Source organism: Nonomuraea sp. NPDC049624 (genome assembly GCF_040675255.1).
Lineage (GTDB): Bacteria > Actinomycetota > Actinomycetes > Streptosporangiales > Streptosporangiaceae > Nonomuraea.
Genome location: NZ_JBFAOR010000024.1, coordinates 36,565 through 58,605, shown reverse-complemented (window position 1 = coordinate 58,605; position 22,041 = coordinate 36,565). Strand labels below are relative to the sequence as shown.

Below are 22,041 nucleotides of genomic sequence, written 5' to 3'. Positions count from 1 at the left end.
CAGGACGACGCAGTGACCAGGACGGAGCAGAAGGAACGCACCCGCCGCACGTTGCTCGCCACGGCGCGGCGCCTGTTCGCGACCAGGGGCTATGCCGGGGTGGGGCTGGCGGAGATCGTCGGCGAGTCCGGCGTCACCAAAGGCGCCCTTTACCACCACTTCGAGGGCAAGCCCGACCTCTTCCGGGCCGTGCTGGAACAGGTGCAGCGTGAGGTGGCCGACCGGGTGGCCGCGGCGGCCGACGCCGAGGACGACCCGTGGGCGCAGCTCAAGGCGGGCTGCGCGGCGTTCGTCGCGGCCGGCGCCGATCCCGACGTGCAACGGATCATGCTGATCGACGGCCCCGCTGTGCTCGGCTGGAACGAGTGGCGGGCGATCGACGAGGCCACCAGCGTCCGGCACCTGACCGAGGCGCTGGCCGCGCTCGTCGCGGCCGGCGTCATCCCGGCCCAGCCGGTCGCACCGCTGGCCCGCCTGCTGTCCGGGGCGATGAACGAGGCCGCGCTGTGGCTGGCGCAGTCCGCCCCCGACGAACTGGCCGACACGCAGGCGGCACTGTCCCGCCTCCTCGACGCCCTGCGCGCCTGAAGGGGCGCACCCCCGCCACCGAGAGCTCGCGCTCGCCAAGAGCCTGGCCCACCGGACGGGCGAGGCCGGTCAACGCTCGCCACGGTGGCCGATCGGGCCGGTCTGGCTCGGGGGCGGGCGGTCGAGCCGGTCGGGCTCGGCGGGGGGCTGGTGGCCGTTGTGGTCGTCCCCGCCGAGCCGCTGCGAGCGGGAACGTCAGCCGGTGGCGCAGGTCTTTCCGTTGAGCGCGAAGCTCACCGGTGCAGGCAGCGCGCCGCCGCCGTACGCGGCGGTGAACCCGACCTGCGTCTGCGAGCCGACCCCGATGACCTTGTTCCACTGCTTGTTCACCCCGGCCACGCCCGCACCGGCCTGGGTCCAGTTCGCGGACCAGCCCGAGACGAGGCGCACGGCGGCCGCCGCCGGATAGTCGACCGTCAGCGTCCACCCGTCGACCGGGGTCGTGCCGGTGTTGCGCACGACGAGCTCGGCGTCCAGCCGCGGCCCTCCCGTCGTGGCCCGGTACGTCACCGTGCACGGCGCCTCCGACGACGGGGTGGGCGACGGCAGCCCCTCCCTGGCCAGCGCGGACAGCGGGTCCGACGGCACGCTGAGGTTGCCGCCCGCGTCCTTGGCGACCACGACGTACGTGTAACGCTGCCCGACGACCAGGCCGGGTTCGGCGAAGTTCAGGCTCGGCGGAAGGACCGTGCCGACCCTGCGGTACGCCGTCGCCGTCTCCCGGTACACGTCGTACGCCGTCACCGCCACGTTGTCGGTCGACGGCTGCCAGCAGAACGTGACGCCCGGATAGTCCTGCAGGCAGGCGTCGCGCAGGCCGGTGGGCCTGGACGGGGGCACGTGGTCACCCGGCAGCGGGCTCGGCGAGCCGGTCGGGGTCATCCCGAGCGTCGCCGGCACCGTGATCAGGGCCGACGGCGGGCTGAGGTGCCCCGCCAGATCCCTGGCCACGACGTACATCGTGTAGAGGCGGTTCAGCTCGCCGGAGAACCCGCCGATCGTGCTGGTCGTGCTGCTGGCGAGGACGAAGCCGTCCGGGTCCAGGCGGTACAGGTCGTACCCGGCGACGCCCGTGTCGTCGGAGGAGGGAGACCAGCAGATGGACGCGTAGCCGGTCGGGTTGGCGGCGAACGGCACCGGGCACGGCCGCAGCCCGCCGGGCCGGGTCGGCGGCGCGTCGTCGGCCGCGCCTGAGACAGCCGCGACAGCCGCGCCGGAGACGGCCGCGTGCCCGACGTCGTGCGCCGCCGGGACGGAGGCCAGAGCCGTCCTCCCGGTCGGGCCGATCGCCAGCGCGGCGAGGAACAACGCCAGAGTGAGGAAGCCGAGGGTGAGGCCAACCGCTCCCAAGGATCGTCTGCCAGGCCGCATAGGGCCCCCTTCTGATCGAGCCTGCACCCCCTCGCAGTGATCGTGAACGAGTTTTCAGGTTCCGTAAAGCCGGCAATCCGCCGCGCCTGAGCGGCCGTGTTACCTTTTCCCGCCGCCACTCGTCATGGGGTGACGACCGAGAACGAACGGTCGTCAGACCCACGAGTGAATCGAGAACAGAATGCTGACCGCCATCATGTACACCACGATCTACGTCACCGATCAGGACCGCGCGCTGGAGTTCTACACCGCGGGGCTCGGCCTGGAGAAGCGCATCGACGTCCGGGGGCCCGACGGCCGTTTCCTCACCGTCGGCGTGCCCGGCAGCCCGGTCCAGATCCTCCTGTGGTCGTATGCGGCGGCCGCCGGGCAGCCGGGCGTCGCGGGCGGGAACGGCGCGCCGGGCCCGCTGATCCTGGAATCCGACGACCTGCGCAAGGACTTCGAGGTCATGCGCGGGCGGGGCGTCACCTTCGAGGAGTCCGAGCCCGTGGACTATCCGTTCGGCGTCCGCGCCGAGGCGGTGGATCCGGACGGCAACCGGATCTCGCTCCGTCAGCAGCGCAGGCCGTGACCGTGCACCCGGCCGGCCCGATGGCCGAGGCGTTCGAGGCCCAGCGCGATCGGCTGCGCGCCGTCGCCTACCGCGTGCTGGGCTCGCACGCCGACGCCGACGCCGAGGACGTGGTCCAGGAGGCCTGGATGCGGCTGGTCCGTCAGGACGTGTCGGCCATCGGCAACCTGGCGGGCTGGCTGACCACCGTGGTCGGCCGCATCAGCCTGGACCTGCTGCGATCCCGCCAGGCCCATCCCGAGACGGCGTACGGGCAGGAATCCGCGGATTTGCTGGGGACATCCGGCGACGAGCCCACGCCGGACGAGCAGGCGGCGCTGGCCGACTCGGTCGGCCTCGCCCTCCTCGTGGTGCTCGACTCGCTCACCCCGAGCGAGCGGCTGGCGTTCGTGCTGCACGACCTGTTCGGGGTCCCGTTCCAGGAGATCGGCCACATCCTGGGCAAGTCAGCCGACGCCGCCAAGATGATCGCCAGCCGCGCCCGCCGCAAGGTCCGGTCCACGGACCGGGCGGCGGGCCCCGCCCGCGAGCACCGGGAGGCCGTGGACGCCTTCCGCGCCGCCGCGCTCGGCGGGGACTTCGAGGCGCTGCTGCGGGTCCTCGACCCGGACGTGAAGCTGACCGTGGACACCCCCGGCGGCGTGGTCGTCACCCTCGGCGCCACCGCCGTCGCGGCCGGAGCCCGCATGTTCGCCGGCGAGGTAGCCGGGCAGCGGCCCGTGCTGGTGGACGGGCTCCTCGGCCACCTGTCCTGGCGCGCCGACGGGACGCCGCTGTCCGCCATCGCCTTCACCGTCGCCGGCGGCCGGATCACCGGCATCCACATCGTCGTCGACCCGGCCAAGCTCGCCGCCCTCGACCGGCCCGCCCCGGCCTGACCCGCCGCCGTCAGGGCCGCCCCCGGGCCCGGCAAGGGTGCTGGTCCGGGCCTGACAAACCGTGACGGTCCGGGGCTGGCAAAACCGTGCGGGGGCGGACCCGGCGAGGCGTTCCGGGCCAGGCCGTCGGCGCCGTGAATGTCGCGTCTGGACCGGTTGACAGGCGCCCCCTACCATGGGCGCGTGCGGCTGAACGTCCTCGGGCCCATGGAACTCGTCGTGGCCGGGCGGGCCGTGCCGGTCGGGCCGCCCAAGCAGCGGGCCCTGCTCGCCCTCCTCGCGATGCACGCCGGCCGCGTGCTCCCCGCCGACCTGCTGGCCGACCGGCTGTGGGCCGGCGACCCGCCGCCGAGCGTCCAGGGCAGCCTGCAGGTGTACGTCTCCAACCTGCGCCGCCGGCTGGAGCCCGACCGGCGGCCGGGCACGACCCCGGCCGTCCTGGTCAGCGCCGCCGACGGCTACGGCTTGATGACCGACGGGCTCGTCCTCGACACGACGGACTTCGGCACGCTCGTGTCGGCCGGCTCCGCCCACCTGGCCGCGGGACGGCACGAGCAGGCGGCGGCCGACCTCGCCGAGGCGCTCGGCCTGTGGCGCGGCGACCCGTACGCGGACGTGCGCGCGCAGGAGTGGGCGCAACCGGAGATCGGCCGCCTGGAGCAGGTACGGCTGGACGCGGTGGAGGCGCTGGCCGCGGCCCTGCTGGAACTGGACCGCCACACGGACGTCGTCGCGCGGCTGGACCCGTTCGTCCGCGAGCACCCGCTGCGTGAGCGCGCCTGGGAACTGCTGGTGCTGGCCCACTACCGCGCCGGCCGGCAGGCGGCGGCCCTCGAATGCCTGCGCGGGGTGCGTGACGTGCTGGCCGGCGAACTGGGCATCGACCCGGGGCCGCGGCTGCGCGAGCTCGAAGCCGCGGTGCTGCGCCAGGACGCCACGCTGTTGCCGTCCGGCCGTCCCGCCACCCCGCAGCCCACCCCGCCGAAGTCCCCACCGCCGCCCCCGCCGTGGACGCCGGTGCCCGCGGCGCCGCCCGGCGGCGGCGAGCCCGTGCCGGACCTGCCGGTGTTCGTCGGCCGGGAGAGCCCGCTCGCGTTCCTGACCGAGGCGGCCGCGGCGGCGTCCGCCGCCGGGCAGGTCGTGCTGGTGGACGGCGAGCCGGGCGTCGGCAAGACGAGCCTGCTGAGGCGCTTCCGCGCGAGCGCCGGCGTGCCGGTCGGCTGGGGGGCGAGCCCCGACCACGAGACCGCGCCCGCCCTGTGGCCCTGGGAACGCGTCCTGCGCGACCTCGCCGCCGTGGCCCCGTGGGCCGCCCTGCCCGGCGAGGTCGGCACGTTCCTGTCGGGCGGCCCGCAGGCGGTCCCGGCGTCGGACGCGCAGGGGGCGCGGCTGCGGTTCTTCGAGGCCGTCGGCACGTTCCTGGCCGCGGTCGGGCCGGCGGTCGTCGTGCTGGAGGACCTGCACGCGGCCGACGACGCCACGCTGCGGCTGCTGGTCCACGTGGCCGCCACCGCCCGGCCGGGCCTGCTGCTGGTGGCGACCTTCCGGCGGCACGAGGCGTCGGCGCTCACCGCCACGCTGTCGGCGCTGTCCCGGCTCGGCGCGCGCCGGCTCGGGCTGGACGGGCTTGCCGCCGAGGAGGTCCGCGCGCTGGTCAAGGAGCTGTCCGGCCGCGATCCGGGCGGCGACGGGGCCGAGGAACTGCGCCGGCGCACGGCCGGGAACCCGTTCTTCCTCGCCGAGCTGGCCAGGGCCGGCGACGGGCTGCCGCAGGGTGTCCTGGACGTCGTGCTGCACCGGGTGGCGGGCCTGGGGGAGGAGGCGGCCCGCGTGCTGGAGCTGGCCGCCGTGATGGGGGACGAGTTCGAGGCGGTCGTCCTGGCCCGGGTCGCCGGCGGCACGGTCGGCGACCTGCTGCCGTCGCTCGACGCGGCGCTCGGCGCGGGGCTGGTCCGGGAGTCGTCGTACCGGCTGGGCGGCTACGAGTTCGCGCACGCCCTGGTGACCGACGCGTTGTTGTCGCGCCGGTCGCGGCTGTGGCGGGCGCGGGTGCACGAGCAGGTGGCGGCCGCCCTCACCGCCGTGCATGGCGACCGCGACGACCGCGACGAGCGCGCGGCGGTGATCGCGCGGCACTGGCTGGCGGCGGCGGAGCTGGGCGCGCAGCCCGCCCGCATGGCGATGGACTACGCGGCCCGCGCCGCGCGGGCGGCCCTGCGGCGGCACGCGCCCGACGACGCGGCCGTGTCCTGGCAGGAGGCGCTGGCGGCCGCCGAGCCGGCCGGCGCGAGCGCGGCCGAGCGGTTCGAGCTGGCCGTCGGGCTGGCGGAGAGCCGCTACGCCGCCGGCCGGTTCGACGAGGGTTACGAGGCGGTCGAGCAGGCGCTCGCCATGGCCGGCGACGACCTGGACAAAGCCGTCAGAGCCGCCGACATCGCGATGGGACACGGCATCTGGGTGCCCTTCCGGTACGGCGTCGACGTGGCCGCCGTACGCGACGCGGCGGACCGGGCCGCGCGCGGGCTGCCGCCGTCCACGCCGGACTGGGCGACGGCGCAGGCCGTCAGGGCCGTCGTGCTCGCCCAGACCGGCCGCGAGGACGAGGTCGGCGCGGTCTCCTCGCAGGCCGTGGCGGCGGCCGAGCGCCTGGACGACCCCGCCCTGCTGCGGCGCGTCCTGCACCTGCGGCTCATCGCGCTGCAGGGACAGGACTTCGTCGAGGAGCGTGCCGGGACCGCCCGCCGCCTGCTGGCCGAGCCGGACCTGTCGCCCCAGCTCAGGGTGATCGCGCAGCTGCACCTCGTCGGCCACCACGTGGAGCACGGCAGGATGCCGCAGGCCCGCGACCTGCTGGCGGAGATCGGCACGCTGCTGCGCGGCCTGCACAATCCGACGCTGGCGCTGCAGGCCGCGGTGGCGCACGTGGGGCTCGACCTGTTCCAGGGCGTGCCGGACCCGGCCCGGCACTTCGAGCCCGTCAGGGCGATGTTGTCGTTCGCCGACCTGGCCTACTTCGAGCTCAGCATGCTCGGCGGACGGGCCGAGACGATCATCCAGGAGGAGCGCCTGGGCGAGGAGGCGGCCTGGATCGAGGAGATGGCCCGGCACACCGGCCTGGCGGGGCCCGCCTACGCGCTGGCGTACGCGCTGGCGGAGCTGGGCGAGCCCGAGCGCGCCCGGCGGCTCCTGCGCGAGACGCCCATGCCGCCGCGCGACTACCACTGGGCGATGGCCGCCATGTGCCGGCTGCACGCGGCGATCCGGCTCGGCGAGGCGGACGTCGTCCGGGAGGTCTACGACGCTTTCCGGCCGTTCGCCGGGCTGCTGCACGTCAACGGCGCCTGCACCACCGTCGACGGCGCGTACGACGGCCACCTGGGCGAGGCGCTGCTGGCGCTCGGCGACCGCGAGGGCGCCCGGGCCCACCTGACCGCGGCGGTGCGCCAGCTGGAGCGGGCGGGAGCGGCCTACTGGCTGACAAGGGCCCGCCAAGCCCTCGCCAAGTGCACGTAGAGGCCCGGCGCGCACGCTGTTCCCGACACGTGAGGGAACAGACTGATGATCACACCAGACCACCTGACCGGCTTCCTGATGATGCACGCCGGTTTCCGCGCCGAGTTCGGCCGCCTGGCCGATGCGTGCGGCGACCCGCGTGACGACGCGCACGAGGAACTGCTGGAGGAGCAGCTCGCGCTCGTGCTGGACATGCTGCACGCCCACCACTCGCACGAGGACGCCACCCTGTGGCCCAAGCTCACCGTCCGCGCCCCGCAGGCGGCGGACGCGCTGGCCGAGCTGGAGTCCGAGCACTCGTCGCTGGACCCCCTGATGGAGGCCGCCGCCGACCGCGGGGTGCCCCTGGCCGGCCGCGCGCCCGTCCTGCGGCGGCTGCACGAGCTCGTCAACGAGCACCTCGACCACGAGGAGCGGGTCGCCGTGCCGCTCATGCTCGCCCACCTCACCCCCGGCGACGTCGAGGCCGACCGGCGCCAGGCGATGGACGACTTCGGCCGCCGCCGGGTCCCCGTCATCCTCGGCTGGCTCGCCTCCGGCGCCGACGCCCGCCTGCTCGCAGCCTCGTACGCGGACCTGCCGGTCGTGGCCCGGCTGATGTTCCGCCTGTTCTGGTGGCCGGCCTACCGGCGGCGTTTCACCCGCCTGTACGGCACCACCCCCGCCGACCTGATCCTGGAGCCGTGATGACCGCATCCGCACCGACCGTCTCGCCGCGCCTGGCGGCCGAGGTCTTCGGCCGCGCCCTGGTCTGCGAGTACGCCTCGCTCACCCGCGACGGCCGCCCCGTCACCTGGCCCGTCACGCCGTACGCCGGCGCGGGCGGCACGATCGACGTCAGCACCGGGCTCACCTACCCGGACAAGGCCGAGCGCGCCCGCCGGGACCCGCGCGTCGCGCTGCTGTGCTCCGGCGCGGAGGGCGGCGGCCCGGACCGGCCGCCCGTCGTCCTGGTGCAGGGCCGGGCGGCCGTGCGCGACGCGGACCTGCAGGCCGGCACCGACCGGTACGTCCGCGAGTCGCTGGCCAAGACCGGCGCCGGGTTCGCCGGGATGCCGTGGTTCCTGGTGAGACGGCTGGGCTGGTACTTCGCCCGCATCTGGGTGGAGGTCACCCCCGAGCGGATCGTCTGGTGGCCCGAGGGCGACCTGTCCAGGACGCCGGAGATCTGGACGGCCCCTCCGGACGTCGCCGTGCCCGCCTCCGATCCCGCCCCGACCAGCCCCCGGCTGCCGAGCCGGTCGGCCCCGCCGGCGGACTGGCGGCCGTTCGCCGTCCGCGCCGCCCGTCTGGGCGAGCCCGTCGTCACCATGGTGGCCGACGGCATGCCGCTGGCCGTGCGCACCCGCTCGGCCGTACGGACCGAGGCCGGCTTCGACCTGCGGCTGCCCGCGGGCGTCCAGGCGGCCGACGGGCCGGTGTGCCTGACCTTCCATCGGCACGGCCCGGCCATGGAGTGGCAGGAGAACGTCGTGCTGGTCGGGCGGGCCACCGGCGCGGGCGACCGGCTGAGCGTGCAGGTGGAGCGGGCGCTCAACGACTGGAGCCTCGCGGGGAGCCGCCGGGAGCGCAGCCGTTCGTTCCTCGGCCAGGGCAGGCTGCTGCGGAAGCGGCTGGAGGCCGAGGCCGCCCGCCGCGGCCAGCCCGTTCCCCGCGTCCGCCGCCCGCGCGACTGACGCCGCCCCCGCGATCGGACGCTGGACGCCGCCCGCCGGTCCCCGCCGGCGGCGGCCCTACGGGGTGAGGATGCTGATGCCCAGCATGCGGGCGCCCGTCTCGGTGCGCGGGCGATGCGTGCTGCCCGGCGCGAACACGACGTAACTGCCCGGCCCGAGCCGGTGCCCCCGGTCGATGAACTCGCCCGAGATCACGTAGTAGCGTTCCTCGCCGTCGTGCACGTCCACCTCGGGCCATTCGGCGCCCGGAGCGAAGTCGTACATCCAGCCGCGGGCCCGGTCGGTGGCGGGCAGCCGCCGCCTTACGATCCCGGGGACGACCTCGACGGCTTCCACCTCGTCGACGTTCAGGATCTGGACGTCGTTCGCGTCTTGCGTCATGCCCCCATCGTCGCGGCGGACGTCCTGCCCCGCCCAGTGTCTGGATTGACGCGTGGCGGTATTTTCCTGCCATGAGCGTTCAGCGAGTGGTGGCGCTGGTCCTGCCGCCGCAGTCCACGTTCGAGCTGGCGTGCGCGGCGGAGGTCTTCGGGGTGCGCCGGCCGGGTCTGCCCGCCCGCTACTCGTTCCAGGTGTGCGCCGAACGTCCGGGCGCCGTGCCGACCCTGGCCGGGTACGACATGGCGGTCGGCGCGGGCCTGCCGGCGCTGGAGACCGCCGACACGGTGGTGATCCCCGGCTGGCACCGCCGCGACGACCCGGCGCCGCCCGCCGTGATCGACGCGATCCGGCGGGCCCACCGGCGAGGCGCCCGGATCGTCGCGATCTGCTCGGGGACGTTCCTGCTCGCCGCGACCGGACTGCTCGATCACCGCAGGGCCACCACCCACTGGCGGCTCGCCGCCGAGCTCGCTGGCCGCTTTCCCGACGTACAGGTCGAACCCGACACCCTGTACATCGACCTGGGCGACCTCGCCACCAGCGCCGGCACCGCCGCCGGCATCGACCTGTGCCTGCACCTGGCCCGCGCCGACCACGGCGCGGCCTACGCCGCGCACATCGCCCGCCACATGGTCATGCCGCCGCACCGCGAGGGCGGCCAGCTCCAGTACAGCACCGCGCCCCCCGCGCCCACCGCGGACCGCCGGCCGGAGTCGCTGGCGCCGCTCCTCGACTGGGCCGCCGAACGGCTGGACGAGCCCCTCACCCTCGACGACCTCGCCGCACGGGCCGGGGTCTCCCCGCGGACCCTGGCCCGCCGGTTCGCCGGCCAGCTCGGCGTCAGCCCCGGCCGATGGCTGCTCCAGCAGCGCGTCACGGCGGCGCGGGCCCTGCTGGAGGAGACCGACCTGCCCGTGGAGACGATCGCGGTCAGGGTCGGCCTGTCCTCGGCCACCAACCTCCGCAGACGTTTCCACTCCCTGGTGCACACCACGCCCGCCGCCTACCGCCGCTCGTTCGGCGGCCACGACGGCGGCCACGACGGCGGCCACGACGGCGGCCACGACGGCGGCCACGACGGCGGCCGTCCCCCCGTCAGGGGCGGGCCTCGTCGTCCCAGGCCACCGGCGTGACCTCGCCGGTCTTCCAGTCCGAGCGCAGGATTCCGTAGGCGACGGAGTCGTACAGGCGTCCGTCGCGTCCCGGCCAGGCCCGGCGGTAGTGCGCCTCCTTCACGAAGCCCGCGCCGCGGAAGACGGCCCGCATGGCCAGGTTGTCCTGCCGGGTGGTGCCCTCGATCCGGGTGATCCCCGGCAGCTCGGTGAACAGGTGCCCGGTCAGCCAGCGCACCGCCTGGCCGCCGAGGCCGCGTCCCCGGTGGGCGGCCCTGATGCGCAGGTCGAAGACGGGCCCCTCGTCGGCGAGGTCCTGCAACCTGATCAACCCGGCCCGCTGGCCCTCGGAGACCACCCAGAAGGTGCGTTCGTCCGCGTCGTCGTAGTGCCCGTCGGCGGCCCGCCGCCGGACGGCCTCGGCCTCCGGCCGTCCGACGTGGAAGGGCCAGTCCTCGCCGGTCAGGAAGGCGACCAGGTCGTCGACATCGTCAGGGACGAACCTGATGAACGCTGCTGTCATGATCCAGCGTTCTACCAGATCGCCGCGACCGGCCGGATCACCGGCCCCGCGCCTCCTCGGCGACGCGGTCGACGGCCTGGACGGCGACGGCGGGCTCGTCGACGTAGATGTAGTGCCCGCTGCCCGCGGCGGTGCTCAGCCTGCTGCGGCCGGACAGCGCCAGCCACTTGCGCTGGCCGGCCGCCCACGCCCGCTCCAGGCGCGGCCCGTACTCGGGCAGGGCCTCCAGGTACGGCTTGCCGTGCCGGACGACCTCGACCGGGATGTCACCGGCGGAGCGGACCGCGCCGTCGGCGATGACCAGCTTCTCCGGGTTCTGCCCCTGGAAGATCGCCAGGTTCTGCGCGCGCAGCTCGGCGGCCGGGCCCTCGGCGGACTTCGGGATCGCCTTCTCGATGTCGTTCATCATGGTGGGCGGGGTGGCGTCCAGCAGGACCAGCCCCTTGACCCGGTCCTGGTGGTCGGGGGCGTACCGGGCGGCGATCAGCCCGCCCAGCGAGTGACCGGCCAGGACGACCGGGGCCTTCCCGGCGACGCGGTCGAGCACGCCGGTCAGGATCCGGCCACTGGCGGCCAGGTCCTGCGGGCCGTCCGGCTGGTCGCTCTTGCCCGCGCCGAGCCGGTCGTAGGAGCAGACCCGGTGCTTGCCGCTCAACGTCTTCTGCAGGGGCGCCATCTTGTCCAGCCCGTCGCCGCCGCCGTGCATCAGGACGACGACCGGCCCGCCCTCGACCGGTTCGCCCGAGCAGGACACGTTCACCGACCGGCCCGCCACGGTGATCTTCTCAGGACCGGAGATCGGCGCGGCCGCGGACGCCTTCGTGGAGGGCGCGGCGGGCGCGGAGGGCGTGGAGGCGGCGAAGGGGTCCCAGTTCTCCATCGCGTCGCCGTCGCAGCCGGCCACCCCCACGCCGAGACCGACGCAGCACAGCGCGGCGGCGAGGGGTGTCCTGATCTTGGCGAGCATGAGGTCCTCCAGTGAGCCGGCCGCCGCGAGGGCGATGCGCACGGCGGGGATACGAGCGGGAAGGGCCGGCGGAACGCCGTGGCCGCCCCGCAACGTTACGGACCGTGCGGCGCCGGGATCGTCACCGCACGGTGGACATTTCCCGGTAGCTCGCACGGGGGACAAAGCAGGCTTATCGGCGCCCGCACCACCGCTGTCCCGCTACGCTCGCCCGGTGATCGATCTGCGGCGGGCCACGGAGTTGTGGCGGCGGTGCGACGTCGTGGTCCGGGATCTGCCGTTCGGGCTGCTGGTGGCGGTCGCGTCGCTGCTGCCGGGCCTGCACGACAAGGGCACGCAGGTGGGCGACCTGCCCGCCCGTCCCTTCGACGCGGTGGCCCTGGTGGCGATCGCCCTGGAGTGCCTGCCGCTCGCCGTCCGGCGGCGGTGGCCGGCGGTGTGCCTCGTGCTGGTGTCGCTGGGTTTCGTCCTCGACCAGCTGCGTGCCTACCACCTGTTCGCGAGCAACGTGCTGCCCGTCGCGCTCATCAGCGCGGGCGCCCACCTGGAGCGGTTCCGGCGCCCCACCGTGGTCCTCCTCTCGCTGGCGTACGTGCCGCTGGCCCTCGCGCTCGACCGGCTCGGCGCGGACGAGCGGGTCGAGGGGTACGTGGTGTTCTACCTGGCACTGGCGCTCACCTGGGGCATCGGGGCCTGGCTGCGTTCGACCCGGGCCGCGGAGGAGGAACGCCGCCGCCACGTCGCCGAGGCCACCCGCGCCGCCGAACGCACCCGGATCGCCCGCGAGCTGCACGACGTCGTGACGCATCACGTGACGGCGATGGTGGTGCAGGCCGAGGCCGCCCGCTACCTGACCGCCGTCCCGGAACGGCTCGACGCGACGCTGGACGCCGTCACCGACACCGGCCGCCGGGCCATCGCCGACCTGCGGCACATGCTCGACCTGCTCAAGGCCGATCACGACCCCGACGGCCTGCCGTCCGCCGCCGACCTGCACACCCTCGTGGAGCGGACCCGCCGGGCGGGGCAGCCGGTGGAGTTCGCCGAGGAGGGCGGCCGGGCGGAACCGGCGGGCAGCGCCGAGCTGGTCGCCTACAGGGTCGTCCAGGAGGCCCTGACGAACGCCCTGAAACACGCCCACGGCAGCCCGACCACGGTCCGGGTGCGTCACGGCGGGAAGGAGATCAGCGTGGTGGTGAGCACCCACGGGCCCGGCTCCCGGGCCGCCGCCCCGGGCGGGAGCGGGCGGGGCCTGGCCGGGCTCCGCGAGCGCGTGGAGGCCCTGGGCGGCGAGTTCAGCGCCGGCCGGCAGGCGGGCGGCGCCTTCGTGGTGCGGGCCCGGGTCCCCGCGGGCGGCCCGTCGTGAGCGCGCCGATCCGGGTCCTGGTCTGCGACGACCAGGCGCTCATCCGCACCGGCTTCGCGACGATCATCGACGCTCAGCCGGACCTGGAGGTGGTGGGGGAGTGCGGCGACGGCCGCGCCGCGGTGGACCTCGCCCGCCGGCTGAGCCCCGACCTGGTCGTCATGGACGTGCGCATGCCGGTGCTCGGCGGCATCGAGGCCACCCGGCTGCTGGCCGGCGCGGGGGTCGACGACCCGGTCAAGGTGCTCGTGGTGACCACGTTCAACCTCGACGAGTACGTCTACGAGGCGCTGCGCGCGGGGGCCAGCGGATTCCTGCTCAAGGACGCCCCGCCGGCGCAGCTCCTGCACGGCATCCGCACCGTCGCCTCGGGCGCCGCGCTGCTGGCCCCCGAGGTGACACGCCGGCTCGTCGGCCGGTACGCGGCCCGCATCCGTCCGGCCGAGCCGCCGTCCGGGGAGACCGCGCTGACGCCGCGCGAGCTGGAGGTGCTGCGCCTGATCGCCGACGGCCGGTCCAACAGCGAGATCGCCGCCGCGCTGGTGATCAGCCACGAGACCGTCAAGACGTACGTGTCACGCATCCTGGCCAAACTCGGCCTGCGCGACCGGGTGCAGGCGGTGGTCTACGCCTACCGCCGGGGCCTGGCGACCTGACGCCTCACAGCGGCGCGGAGTCGAGGGGGATCGGGCGGAACATCTCCGGCTCGTCCTCGGGGGTCAGCGCCGTCGGGCCGAAGATCCAGTCCACGAACGAGTAGTCATGGACGTCGCGCTCCCGCAGCAGGGCGTTGCGCTGCAGTCTCCGGACGCCCTCCAGGTGCCACAACGCGCCCCACGCCCGCGCCGTGCCGACCACCCGGCGGCAGTGCTCGGGCCGGACCGCCTCGTAGGCGGCCAGCGCCCGGTCCCAGTCGACTCCCGCGGCGACCGGGCGGCCCTCGGCACGCTGGGCGGCGACGTGCTCGCCGAGCACCCAGCCGTCCTCGATCGCCATGATCGCGCCCTGCGCCATGTACTGCAGCGGCGGGTGCGCGGCGTCCCCGAGCAGCGCGATGCGCCCGGTGACCCAGGTCATGATCGGGTCGCGGTCGAACATCCGCCACCACCGGTCGCGCCACATCAGCGGCAGGCCCTGCTGGACCTGGTCGCAGGTTCCCGCGAACGCCGCGTCCAGCTCGTCGGGGGTGCCCCAGTCGTCCTCGCCGGCCAGCGCCTTCGGCGACTCGAACACGGCGACCTGGTTGAACGTCTCCGCGCCCCGCAGCGGGTACTGCACGAAGTGGCAACGCGGCCCGACGTACACGACGACGTCCTTGTCGTGCACGTCGTTGCCGGCGACCTGCTCGAACGGCACCGCGCAGCGGTAGGCGACATATCCGGAGTTCACCGGCTCGTCCTGGACCAGCAGTTCGCGGGCGATCGAGTGCAGGCCGTCGGCGGCGATCACCACGTCCGCCTCGTCCACGACGCCGTCGGCGAAGCGCACCCGGGCGCCGCTGTCGACGTTCTCGTACCAGGTACAGCGGGCGTCGGTGAGCAGTTCGACGCCCGCCCGCTCGCAGGCGCGCAGCAGGATGCCGTGCAGGTCGCTGCGGTGGATCACCAGGTAGGGGTAGCCGTAGCGGCGTTCGACGTCGCGCAGGTCTAGCCGGGTCAGCTCGGCGGCGTCCAGGGCGTCCTTCATGACCATGCTCTCGGGCAGCACGCCGAGCGCGGACGCCTCGGCCAGCAGGCCGTAACGGTCCAGGATGCGGGTGCAGTTCGGGGCGAGCTGCAGGCCGGCGCCGACCTCGCCGAACGCCGAGGCCTGCTCGTACACCCGGACCCGCAGGCCCTGGCGGACCAGGGCGAGGGCGGCGGACAGACCGCCGATGCCGCCCCCGACGACGATCACGTCGGCACGGGTGGAGGGGAGGGTGCCCATAGGATCTTCCTTCTCGTCACAGCCACGGGGGCAGGGTCGGTGGGCGTCCGCCGCCGGCGACGGTCACTCCGCCCGCCGGGCGTCCGGCCAGATAGGCGGTCACGTCGGGCAGCGACCCCTCGACGTCGGGCACCGCGCCGGGCCCGCGCTTGGCGCGGATGTCCTCCCGCAGCTCCCGCAGGAAGCCGTCGGGAAGGTCGGCGAAGGTGAGCCCGGCGGCCAGGTCCACCGCGTGCACCATGACCTCCCGGCTGCGCATCCAGGGGATCTCGCTCGCCGGCACGGTCCGTCCCTGCGCGGTCACCACCTCGGCCCGCCACGCCTCCTCGGGCAGGGCCGCCATGGCGGCGGCCAGGGTCGCGGCCGACTCGGTGAACCACCGGGTCAGCTCGCCGGCGTCCAGCAGGGAGCCCCGCTCGATCCCGGCGGCGCGTTCCTGCGGCGAGGCGTACATCGGGCTCGGCTCGCCGGTGCGCGCCCAGCGGACCAGGTTGCCGATCGCCTCGGCGTTCGCCGCCAGGTGCGCCACGACGTGCTTGCGCGTCCAGCCGGGCAGGGCCGAGGCGGCGCCGTACTCGCGCTCGGACAGACCGGCGATCGCCGACGCGCACAGGCCGGTGCCCGTCTCGACCCACGCGAGCGTGGTGGCGAGGTCGCGCGCCATCACGCGCCCTCGCCGACGACGCGGTTCTCCAGCCGGCCCAGCCCCTCGATCTCGGTCACGACGAGCTCGCCGCCGCGCAGGAAGACCGGCGGCTTGCGGGCGTGGCCGACGCCGCCCGGCGTGCCGGTGGCGATGACGTCGCCCGGGTTGAGGCGGACCATCGTCGAGACGTAGCGGACCAGGTGGACCGGGTCGAAGAGCAGGTCGCCGGTGTTGTCCGACTGCATCACCCGGCCGTCCACCTCGCACCGGACGTCGAGCGCCGGCCGCGGGCCGGTCTCGTCGGCGGTGACCAGGAACGGGCCGATCGGGGTGGTGGAGTCCCAGTTCTTGCCCTGCAGCCACTCCCGGGTCCGGAACTGCCAGTCCCGGCAGGTGACGTCGTTGAGCACGGTGAACCCCGCGATCGCGGCGACTGCCTGCTCCTCGTCCGCGCGCCGCACCGGCCGGCCGATGACCACGGCGAGCTCGGCCTCCCAGTCGAACTGGTCGGTCTCCGCCGGACGCCGGATGTCGTCCGCGGCGCCGATCAGCGTGTCGGCGAACTTGGCGAAGAGCGTCGGGTACTCGGGCAGGTCCCGGCCCATCTCCTTGATGTGGTTCTGGTAGTTCAGCCCCACGCAGACGACCTTGCTCGGCCGCGGCACGACCGGGGCCAGGTCGGCGCCGGCGAGCGGGTGGCGCGGGCCGTCGGCCGCCGCGGCGCCCTCCAGGCCGCCGGGCGCGGCCAGCACCGCGCCGACGTCGGCCCGGCCCACCTCGACGAGCTCGTCGCCCTCGACGCGGACGGCGGCGGTGCGGTGGTCGTCCAGGCGGACGGTGGCGAGCTTCATCGGCTGTTCTCCTCGGTGTGGCTGCGGTACAGGCCGAGCCTGGTGAAGATCGGGGCGTCGCTGAACTGGAACAGGTCGAGCGCGCCGGAGTCGGAGTCGGAGGCCGACGCCTCCGAGCGGATCGACAGCGGCTGCCAGGACGGCACGACGAACAGGTCGCCGCGGCTCACCCGCCAGGACCGGTCCCCGACGGTGACCTGGCCGGACCCGTCGAAGACCTGGTAGACCGACGAGCCGGTCTCCCGGTACGGCGCGGTCTCCACGCCCGTCGTGATCCGGTGGAACTGCGCCCGGATCGTCGGCAGCACGTCGCCGGCGGTCGTCGGGTCGATGTAGCGGACCAGGGCGTGGCCGGGCTCGATCGGGCCCGCGTGCCCCTCCCGCTCCAGCGCGAGCTGGTCGGTCAGCGCGGCGTCGGTGTCGGTCCAGCGGTAGCAGAGCAGCGGCGTGCCCTCGTGCAGGCGGAGCTGGGAGACCGGGGCCAGGCCGGGGTGCCCCCAGAGCCGTTCGGCGCGCGAACGGCCGGGGGTGGCGTGCTCCTCCTCGGTGAGGGTGTCCCGGCCGAAGTCGAAGAACTGCGCCTCGACGCCGTACTGGAAGGGGATGTCGAGCCCGTCGATCCAGGCCATGGGCGTGTCGGCCGCGTTGTGGTGGGCGTGCCAGTGCAGGCCGGGCTGGGGGAGGAAGTCGCCGCGGCGCATCGGCACCGGGTCGCGCTCGACCACGGTCCACACGCCCTCGCCCTCGACGACGAAGCGGAAGGCGTTCTGGCTGTGCCGGTGCTCGGGGGCGTTCTCGCCCGGCATCAGGTACTGGATCGCGGCCCACAGGGTCGGCGTCGCGTACGGCTTGCCGCCCAGGCTGGGGTTGGCCAGCGCGATCGCCCGGCGCTCACCGCCGCGGCCGACCGGGACCAGTTCACCGGCGCGGCCGGCGAGGTCGAGCAGCGTGCCCCACTCCCACCGGTGCGGCTGCGCGCTGGAGCGCGGGTGCGGCGGCATCAGGTCGCCGATCTCCGTCCACAACGGGACGAGCAGCGCCTTCTCGAAGCCTCGGTAGAGGTCCTCCAGCTCGGGGCTGAGCGAGGGCTGGTCCGGCCGGTCCACGGCGGCGATCTTGACCGGCGAGCCGCCGGCGTTCACGTGGGGCATGGCCCCGACTATCCGCGCAGGCGGCCGGGCTGGAAAAGAGGATTCTGCACAGCGGAATTCTTGTGCCAGGATCGGTTCCATGGCCAAGCCCATGAAGACCCCGCCGGCCTACGCGCCCACCAGCGTCGACCATGCCCTGCGGCTCGCGCAGATCCTCCAGCTCGACGGGGTGATCACCGTCTCGGCCGCCGCCGAGCGGCTCGGCGTGGCCCGCTCCACGGCCCACCGGCTGCTGACCGCGCTGGTGTACCGCGATTTCGCGGTGCAGAACGACGACCGCAGCTACCGGGTGGGCCCCGTCCTGGCGCTGGCCGAGCGCGCGCAGTCCGACGTCGGCGCGCTGCGGGCGGCGGCGCTCGGCGAGATGCGGGCCCTGGTGGACCGGATCGACGAGACGGTGAACCTCAGCATCCGCACCGGGCGCAACGTGCGCTTCATCGCCTCGGTCGAGTGCGGGCAGGCCCTGCGGGTGGGCAGTCGTGAAGGCATGGTCTTCCCGGCCCACCAGGCCACCGGCGGCCTGGTGGCGCTGGCGGCCCTGTCGGACGAGGAGCTGGCGCAGCTCTACGCCCCCGGCGACCGGGGTGACCCGGCCGAGGAACTGCCCGACCTGGCGCGGCTGCGTCGGGACCTGCGGTCCGTGCGGCACAGCGGGGTCGCGCTCAACCTGGAGCGCACCGAGCGGGGCGTGGTCGCGGTGGGATGCCCGGTCAAGGGCCGCGACGGCGCGACCGGCGCGGCGCTGTCGATCTCGATGCCCAGCGTCCGCTACTCCCCGAAGGAGATCAAACCCCTCGTCACCGCGCTCACGGCCGCGGCCGACGCGATCAGCCGCGCCCTCTGAGCCACCGGTACACCGTCCGCCTCACCGGAGGAGGTCGCGCCGGGTGAGCGTGCTGCCGAGCGCGGCCGCCGCCGCGCGCACCGCGGCGACGTGCCCCTCGGGCCGGAACCGGCCGGTGGGGCCGGCCACGCTGATCGCGGCGAGCGGCTCGTCGCCGCGCCCCAGCACCGGCGCGGCGACGCACACCAGCCCGACGGCCGACTCCTCCGCCTCGAACGCGACCCCGGTCTCCGTGACGCGCCGCAACTGGCCGCGCAGGATGCTCGGCACGACGACGGTGTGCGGCGTACGCCGTTCCAGCGGCCCGGTCAGCACCTCGCGCCGCAGGTCGGGCCCGGCGTAGGCGAGCAGCGCCTTGCCGATCGCGGTGCAGTGGAGCGGCATCCGGCCGCCCGTGCGCGACGGCGCCCTGGCCTGGCGGTGCCCGCCGATCTTGGCGACGTAGACGACGTCGTGCCCCTCGCGCACGCCGAGGTGCACGGTCTCGTGGGTGCGTTCGTAGAGATCCTGCAGGAACGGCATGGCCAGCTCCAGCAGGCTGCGTTCGAGCGAGGCGAGCATGCCGAGCTCGAACAGGCCGCGGCTGAGCCGGTAGCCGCCGTCGGCGCGGTCGAGCAGGCGGTTGGCGACCAGATCGCCCGACAGCCGGTGGACGGTCGCCTTGTGCAGGCCGGTACGCCGCACCAGCTCGGCGAGGCTGACGACCCGGTCGTCGGGACGGAAGGCGCGCAGGATCGTCACCGCCTTGCCCAGCACGGTGTCGAGGTCGGCCCGATCGGTCACCCGAACAGCGTATCGCTGAACGAGACGATGTGCTGGTTGGGGCGGCATCCTGCCTGCACAGTGGGGGGATGAACGAAACCAACGGGCCCGCCGCCGCGAGCCCGTCCGACATCGCCGCGGCGGCCGGGCGGCTGGCCGGCGCCGCCGCGTCCGGCGTGCCGTGCGCCCCCGTGCGGGACCTGATCGGCCGCGACGACCTGGCCGCCGCGTACGCCGTCCAGGCCGCGCTGACCGCCTCCCGGCTGGCCGCCGGCGCGCGCGTCACCGGACGCAAGATCGGCCTGACGTCGGAGGCGGTGCAACGCCAGCTCGGCGTCGACCAGCCCGACCTGGGCGTGCTGTTCGAGGACATGGCCTACGCCGACGGCGACGCGATCCCGGTCACGCGGATCCTCCAGCCGCGGGCCGAGGCGGAGATCGCGTTCGTGCTCGGCGCCGACCTGGACGAGGGCCCGCTCGACGCCCCCCAGGTCCGCGCCGCGATCGAGTACGCCGTCGCCGCGCTGGAGATCTGCGGCAGCCGGATCGCCGGGTGGGACATCTCCTTCGGCGACACGGTCGCCGACAACGCCTCCGCGGGCGCCTACGTCCTCGGGACGGAACGCCGCACCCTCGGCGAGTTCGACCCGGTGGAGGTCGCGATGTCGATGAGCATCGGCGGCCAGGAGGTCTCCACCGGCACCGGCGCGGCCTGCCTGGGCGACCCGATCGAGGCGGTCGTGTGGCTGGCCCGCATGGCCCGTGACCTCGGCGAGCCGCTGCGCGCGGGCCAGGTCGTCCTGTCCGGCGCGCTCGGCCCGATGCGGCCGGTCGCCGCCGGCGACACCGTCACCGCCACCCTGTCCGGCCTCGGCACGGTGACGGTCCGCTTCACCGAAGGAGCAGCAGCATGAGCAGGACGAAGGTCGCGATCATCGGCTCGGGCAACATCGGCACCGACCTGATGATCAAGGTGTTGCGCGGCTCGCGGCACCTGGAGATGGGCGCCATGGTCGGCATCGACCCGGCGTCCGACGGTCTGGCCCGCGCCGCCCGGATGGGCGTCCCGACGACGTCCGAGGGCGTCGACGGCCTGATCGGGCTGCCGGACTTCGACGAGATCGGGATCGTCTTCGACGCCACCTCGGCCAAGGCGCACGAGGTGAACGCCGCCAGGCTGCTCCCGCTCGGCAAGCGGCTGATCGACCTGACCCCGGCGGCGATCGGCCCCTACGTCGTCCCCGCCGTCAACCTCGACGAGCATCTCGACGCGCCCGACGTGAACATGGTCACCTGCGGCGGCCAGGCCACGATCCCGATCGTCGCCGCCGTCAGCCGGGTGGCGCCCGTCGAGTACGCCGAGATCGTCGCGTCCATCGCCTCGAAGTCGGCCGGGCCGGGCACCCGGGCCAACATCGACGAGTTCACCGAGACCACCTCGGCCGCCATCGAGCAGATCGGCGGGGCGCGCCGCGGCAAGGCGATCATCATCCTCAACCCCGCCGACCCGCCGCTGATCATGCGGGACACCGTCCTGTGCCTCGTCGCGGCGCCGGACCCGGCCGTCCACGACGAGATCCGCCGGTCGGTCGAGAAGATGGTCGCCGACGTCGCCGCCTACGTCCCCGGCTACCGGCTCAAGCAGCAGGTGCAGATCACCGAGGTGCCCGCCGACCAGCCGGTGGAGACGCTGCTGGCCGCCGGCGCGGCGCGGCCCACCCACCAGGTGTCGGTCTTCCTCGAGGTCGAGGGCGCCGCGCACTACCTCCCGGCCTACGCCGGCAACCTCGACATCATGACCTCCGCCGGCCTGCGGGTCGCGGAACGCATCGCCGCACGGAAGGCGGGCCTTCGATGACCACCCCGATCTTCGTCCAGGACGTCACCCTGCGCGACGGCATGCACGCCGTCCGCCACCGCATCGGCCTGGAGGACGTCAAGCGCATCGTCACGGCGCTGGACCGGGCCGGCGTCGACGCGATCGAGGTCGCGCACGGCGACGGCCTGGCCGGCGGGTCGCTCAACTACGGTCCCGGCTCGCACACGGACTGGGCGTGGATCGAGGCGGCGGCGTCGGTGCTGGAGAACGCCCGCCTGACCACGCTGCTGCTGCCCGGCGTCGGCACCGTCCACGAGCTGAAGCGCGCCTACGACCTCGGCGTGCGGTCCGTCCGGGTCGCCACGCACTGCACCGAGGCCGACATCTCCGCCCAGCACATCGCCGCGGCCCGCGAGATCGGCATGGACGTGTCCGGCTTCCTGATGCTCTCCCACATGGCCCCGCCCGAGGAGCTGGCCCGGCAGGCCAAGCTCATGGAGTCCTACGGCGCGCACTGCGTCTACGTCACCGACTCCGGCGGCCGGCTCACCATGAACGACGTGGCCGCGCGGGTCCGCGCGTACCGCGACGTGCTCGACGACGGGACCGAGATCGGCATCCACGCCCACGAGAACCTCTCGCTGTCGGTCGCCAACTCCGTCGTCGCGGTCGAGAACGGCGTCTACCGGGTGGACGCGTCGCTGGCCGGTCACGGGGCGGGCGCGGGCAACTGCCCGCTGGAGGCGTTCGTCGCGGTCGCCGACCTGTCGGGCTTCGAGCACCGGTGCGACCTGTTCCAGCTCCAGGACGCCGCGGACGACATCGTCCGCCCGCTGCAGGACCGTCCGGTGCGGGTCGACCGGGAGACGCTGACCCTGGGATACGCCGGCGTCTACTCGTCGTTCCTGCGGCACGCGGAGGCCGCCGCCGCGCGGTACGGCGTCGACGTGCGCGGCATCCTCATGGAGTGCGGCCGCCGCCGGCTGGTCGGCGGCCAGGAGGACATGATCGTCGACATCGCCCTCACGCTCGCCGCCGGGCGCGAGCAGCAGTCCGCCTGACCGTCAGGCCGCCGGGCGCGAGCAGCAGTCCG

22 protein-coding genes are annotated in these 22,041 nt (G+C 74.7%); 13 read left to right on the top strand and 9 right to left on the bottom strand.

The genetic code is table 11. The features are described from left to right. Positions 1 to 12 precede the first annotated feature (12 nt). Positions 13 to 588, top strand: coding sequence for a TetR/AcrR family transcriptional regulator (locus tag AB0J76_RS48235; RefSeq protein WP_352328704.1), 576 nt, complete (start codon positions 13 to 15; stop codon positions 586 to 588). Positions 589 to 783: 195 nt separating this feature from the next. Here the strand turns inward: AB0J76_RS48235 and AB0J76_RS48230 are convergent, their stop codons facing one another. Then, positions 784 to 1,938 carry a cellulose binding domain-containing protein gene (locus AB0J76_RS48230; RefSeq protein ID WP_352328706.1) on the bottom strand — a complete coding sequence of 385 codons (1,155 nt, stop codon included), beginning with the start codon at positions 1,936 to 1,938 and terminating at the stop codon, positions 784 to 786. Positions 1,939 to 2,140: 202 nt separating this feature from the next. On the opposite strand from AB0J76_RS48230, the gene AB0J76_RS48225 reads away from it, so the two are divergent. From AB0J76_RS48225 to AB0J76_RS48205, 5 genes are all read left to right on the top strand, one after another. Beyond that, on the top strand, positions 2,141 to 2,533 hold the full coding sequence (locus AB0J76_RS48225) for a VOC family protein (protein WP_352328708.1): 393 nt from the start codon (positions 2,141 to 2,143) through the stop codon (positions 2,531 to 2,533). Continuing rightward, positions 2,530 to 3,411 carry a sigma-70 family RNA polymerase sigma factor gene (locus AB0J76_RS48220; RefSeq protein WP_364394130.1) on the top strand — a complete coding sequence of 294 codons (882 nt, stop codon included), beginning with the start codon at positions 2,530 to 2,532 and terminating at the stop codon, positions 3,409 to 3,411. The genes AB0J76_RS48225 and AB0J76_RS48220 overlap by 4 nt, the downstream gene beginning before the upstream one ends. Before the next feature lie 183 nt (positions 3,412 to 3,594). Continuing rightward, positions 3,595 to 6,924: a BTAD domain-containing putative transcriptional regulator gene (locus tag AB0J76_RS48215; RefSeq protein ID WP_364394127.1), complete on the top strand. Its 3,330-nt coding sequence runs from the start codon at positions 3,595 to 3,597 to the stop codon at positions 6,922 to 6,924. A gap of 45 nt (positions 6,925 to 6,969) precedes the next feature. Next, the gene (locus AB0J76_RS48210) at positions 6,970 to 7,611 is read left to right on the top strand and encodes a hemerythrin domain-containing protein (protein ID WP_352327269.1); all 642 of its coding nucleotides are present in this window, start codon (positions 6,970 to 6,972) and stop codon (positions 7,609 to 7,611) included. Next, entirely contained in the window at positions 7,611 to 8,600 is a 990-nt protein-coding gene (locus AB0J76_RS48205; RefSeq protein ID WP_352327268.1) for a pyridoxamine 5'-phosphate oxidase family protein, read from the top strand. Before AB0J76_RS48210 ends, AB0J76_RS48205 begins: the two co-directional genes overlap by 1 nt. Positions 8,601 to 8,657: 57 nt before the next feature. On the opposite strand, the gene AB0J76_RS48200 is transcribed toward AB0J76_RS48205, so the two are convergent. Then, entirely contained in the window at positions 8,658 to 8,981 is a 324-nt protein-coding gene (locus tag AB0J76_RS48200) for a cupin domain-containing protein (RefSeq protein ID WP_352327267.1), read from the bottom strand. 71 nt (positions 8,982 to 9,052) lie between these two features. Here AB0J76_RS48200 and AB0J76_RS48195 point away from each other — a divergent pair, with 71 nt between their 5' ends. Further along, a complete protein-coding gene (locus AB0J76_RS48195; protein WP_352327266.1) occupies positions 9,053 to 10,114 on the top strand; it encodes a helix-turn-helix domain-containing protein in 1,062 nt (353 codons plus the stop codon). Here AB0J76_RS48195 and AB0J76_RS48190 read toward each other — a convergent pair. Together AB0J76_RS48190 and AB0J76_RS48185 are read right to left on the bottom strand one after the other, a co-directional pair. Further along, the gene (locus AB0J76_RS48190; protein WP_352327265.1) at positions 10,077 to 10,616 is read right to left on the bottom strand and encodes a GNAT family protein; all 540 of its coding nucleotides are present in this window, start codon (positions 10,614 to 10,616) and stop codon (positions 10,077 to 10,079) included. The genes AB0J76_RS48195 and AB0J76_RS48190 overlap by 38 nt on opposite strands. A gap of 37 nt (positions 10,617 to 10,653) precedes the next feature. Next, positions 10,654 to 11,625 carry an alpha/beta fold hydrolase gene (locus AB0J76_RS48185; protein ID WP_352327264.1) on the bottom strand — a complete coding sequence of 324 codons (972 nt, stop codon included), beginning with the start codon at positions 11,623 to 11,625 and terminating at the stop codon, positions 10,654 to 10,656. Positions 11,626 to 11,797: 172 nt separating this feature from the next. Between AB0J76_RS48185 and AB0J76_RS48180 the strand changes: the two genes are divergently transcribed. Further along, positions 11,798 to 12,949, top strand: a complete 1,152-nt coding sequence (locus AB0J76_RS48180) for a histidine kinase (RefSeq protein ID WP_352327263.1) — start codon at positions 11,798 to 11,800, stop codon at positions 12,947 to 12,949. Continuing rightward, complete coding sequence (locus tag AB0J76_RS48175) at positions 12,946 to 13,605, top strand: response regulator transcription factor (RefSeq protein ID WP_352327262.1); 660 nt, start codon at positions 12,946 to 12,948, stop codon at positions 13,603 to 13,605. Before AB0J76_RS48180 ends, AB0J76_RS48175 begins: the two co-directional genes overlap by 4 nt. 4 nt (positions 13,606 to 13,609) lie before the next feature. Here the strand turns inward: AB0J76_RS48175 and AB0J76_RS48170 are convergent, their stop codons facing one another. From AB0J76_RS48170 to AB0J76_RS48155, 4 genes are read right to left on the bottom strand one after another with little or no spacing between them, the layout of a single operon-like run. After that, positions 13,610 to 14,875: an FAD-dependent monooxygenase gene (locus AB0J76_RS48170; protein WP_352327261.1), complete on the bottom strand. Its 1,266-nt coding sequence runs from the start codon at positions 14,873 to 14,875 to the stop codon at positions 13,610 to 13,612. A gap of 16 nt (positions 14,876 to 14,891) precedes the next feature. Continuing rightward, positions 14,892 to 15,539: a maleylpyruvate isomerase family mycothiol-dependent enzyme gene (locus AB0J76_RS48165; RefSeq protein WP_352327260.1), complete on the bottom strand. Its 648-nt coding sequence runs from the start codon at positions 15,537 to 15,539 to the stop codon at positions 14,892 to 14,894. After that, a complete protein-coding gene (locus tag AB0J76_RS48160; protein ID WP_352327259.1) occupies positions 15,539 to 16,372 on the bottom strand; it encodes a fumarylacetoacetate hydrolase family protein in 834 nt (277 codons plus the stop codon). Before AB0J76_RS48160 ends, AB0J76_RS48165 begins: the two co-directional genes overlap by 1 nt. Further along, positions 16,369 to 17,523 carry a cupin domain-containing protein gene (locus AB0J76_RS48155; protein WP_352327258.1) on the bottom strand — a complete coding sequence of 385 codons (1,155 nt, stop codon included), beginning with the start codon at positions 17,521 to 17,523 and terminating at the stop codon, positions 16,369 to 16,371. The genes AB0J76_RS48160 and AB0J76_RS48155 overlap by 4 nt, the downstream gene beginning before the upstream one ends. Positions 17,524 to 17,602: 79 nt before the next feature. Between AB0J76_RS48155 and AB0J76_RS48150 the strand changes: the two genes are divergently transcribed. Beyond that, a complete protein-coding gene (locus tag AB0J76_RS48150) occupies positions 17,603 to 18,367 on the top strand; it encodes an IclR family transcriptional regulator (protein ID WP_352327257.1) in 765 nt (254 codons plus the stop codon). 21 nt (positions 18,368 to 18,388) lie between these two features. Here AB0J76_RS48150 and AB0J76_RS48145 read toward each other — a convergent pair whose 3' ends face one another. Next, positions 18,389 to 19,150 carry an IclR family transcriptional regulator gene (locus AB0J76_RS48145; RefSeq protein ID WP_358301814.1) on the bottom strand — a complete coding sequence of 254 codons (762 nt, stop codon included), beginning with the start codon at positions 19,148 to 19,150 and terminating at the stop codon, positions 18,389 to 18,391. A gap of 68 nt (positions 19,151 to 19,218) precedes the next feature. On the opposite strand from AB0J76_RS48145, the gene AB0J76_RS48140 reads away from it, so the two are divergent. From AB0J76_RS48140 to dmpG, 3 genes are read left to right on the top strand one after another with little or no spacing between them, the layout of a single operon-like run. Then, positions 19,219 to 20,043 (top strand): fumarylacetoacetate hydrolase family protein, encoded by an 825-nt coding sequence (locus AB0J76_RS48140; RefSeq protein WP_352331450.1) that lies wholly within the window; start codon positions 19,219 to 19,221, stop codon positions 20,041 to 20,043. Further along, entirely contained in the window at positions 20,040 to 20,987 is a 948-nt protein-coding gene (locus AB0J76_RS48135) for an acetaldehyde dehydrogenase (acetylating) (RefSeq protein ID WP_364394116.1), read from the top strand. Before AB0J76_RS48140 ends, AB0J76_RS48135 begins: the two co-directional genes overlap by 4 nt. Continuing rightward, positions 20,984 to 22,009 (top strand): 4-hydroxy-2-oxovalerate aldolase, encoded by a 1,026-nt coding sequence (gene dmpG / locus AB0J76_RS48130; RefSeq protein ID WP_352331091.1) that lies wholly within the window; start codon positions 20,984 to 20,986, stop codon positions 22,007 to 22,009. Before AB0J76_RS48135 ends, dmpG begins: the two co-directional genes overlap by 4 nt. Positions 22,010 to 22,041 lie beyond the last annotated feature (32 nt).

Bases quoted from the DNA above. Each gene is read 5' to 3' on its own strand.
- AB0J76_RS48225 (WP_352328708.1), top strand. From the start codon at position 2,141: ATGCTGACCGCCATCATGTACACCACGATCTACGTCACCGATCAGGAC.
- AB0J76_RS48210 (WP_352327269.1), top strand. From the start codon at position 6,970: ATGATCACACCAGACCACCTGACCGGCTTCCTGATGATGCACGCCGGT.
- AB0J76_RS48205 (WP_352327268.1), top strand. From the start codon at position 7,611: ATGACCGCATCCGCACCGACCGTCTCGCCGCGCCTGGCGGCCGAGGTC.
- AB0J76_RS48200 (WP_352327267.1), bottom strand. From the start codon at position 8,981: ATGACGCAAGACGCGAACGACGTCCAGATCCTGAACGTCGACGAGGTG.
- AB0J76_RS48195 (WP_352327266.1), top strand. From the start codon at position 9,053: ATGAGCGTTCAGCGAGTGGTGGCGCTGGTCCTGCCGCCGCAGTCCACG.
- AB0J76_RS48190 (WP_352327265.1), bottom strand. From the start codon at position 10,616: ATGACAGCAGCGTTCATCAGGTTCGTCCCTGACGATGTCGACGACCTG.
- AB0J76_RS48170 (WP_352327261.1), bottom strand. From the start codon at position 14,875: ATGGGCACCCTCCCCTCCACCCGTGCCGACGTGATCGTCGTCGGGGGC.
- AB0J76_RS48165 (WP_352327260.1), bottom strand. From the start codon at position 15,539: ATGGCGCGCGACCTCGCCACCACGCTCGCGTGGGTCGAGACGGGCACC.
- AB0J76_RS48160 (WP_352327259.1), bottom strand. From the start codon at position 16,372: ATGAAGCTCGCCACCGTCCGCCTGGACGACCACCGCACCGCCGCCGTC.
- AB0J76_RS48155 (WP_352327258.1), bottom strand. From the start codon at position 17,523: ATGCCCCACGTGAACGCCGGCGGCTCGCCGGTCAAGATCGCCGCCGTG.
- AB0J76_RS48150 (WP_352327257.1), top strand. From the start codon at position 17,603: ATGGCCAAGCCCATGAAGACCCCGCCGGCCTACGCGCCCACCAGCGTC.
- AB0J76_RS48140 (WP_352331450.1), top strand. From the start codon at position 19,219: ATGAACGAAACCAACGGGCCCGCCGCCGCGAGCCCGTCCGACATCGCC.
- AB0J76_RS48135 (WP_364394116.1), top strand. From the start codon at position 20,040: ATGAGCAGGACGAAGGTCGCGATCATCGGCTCGGGCAACATCGGCACC.
- dmpG (WP_352331091.1), top strand. From the start codon at position 20,984: ATGACCACCCCGATCTTCGTCCAGGACGTCACCCTGCGCGACGGCATG.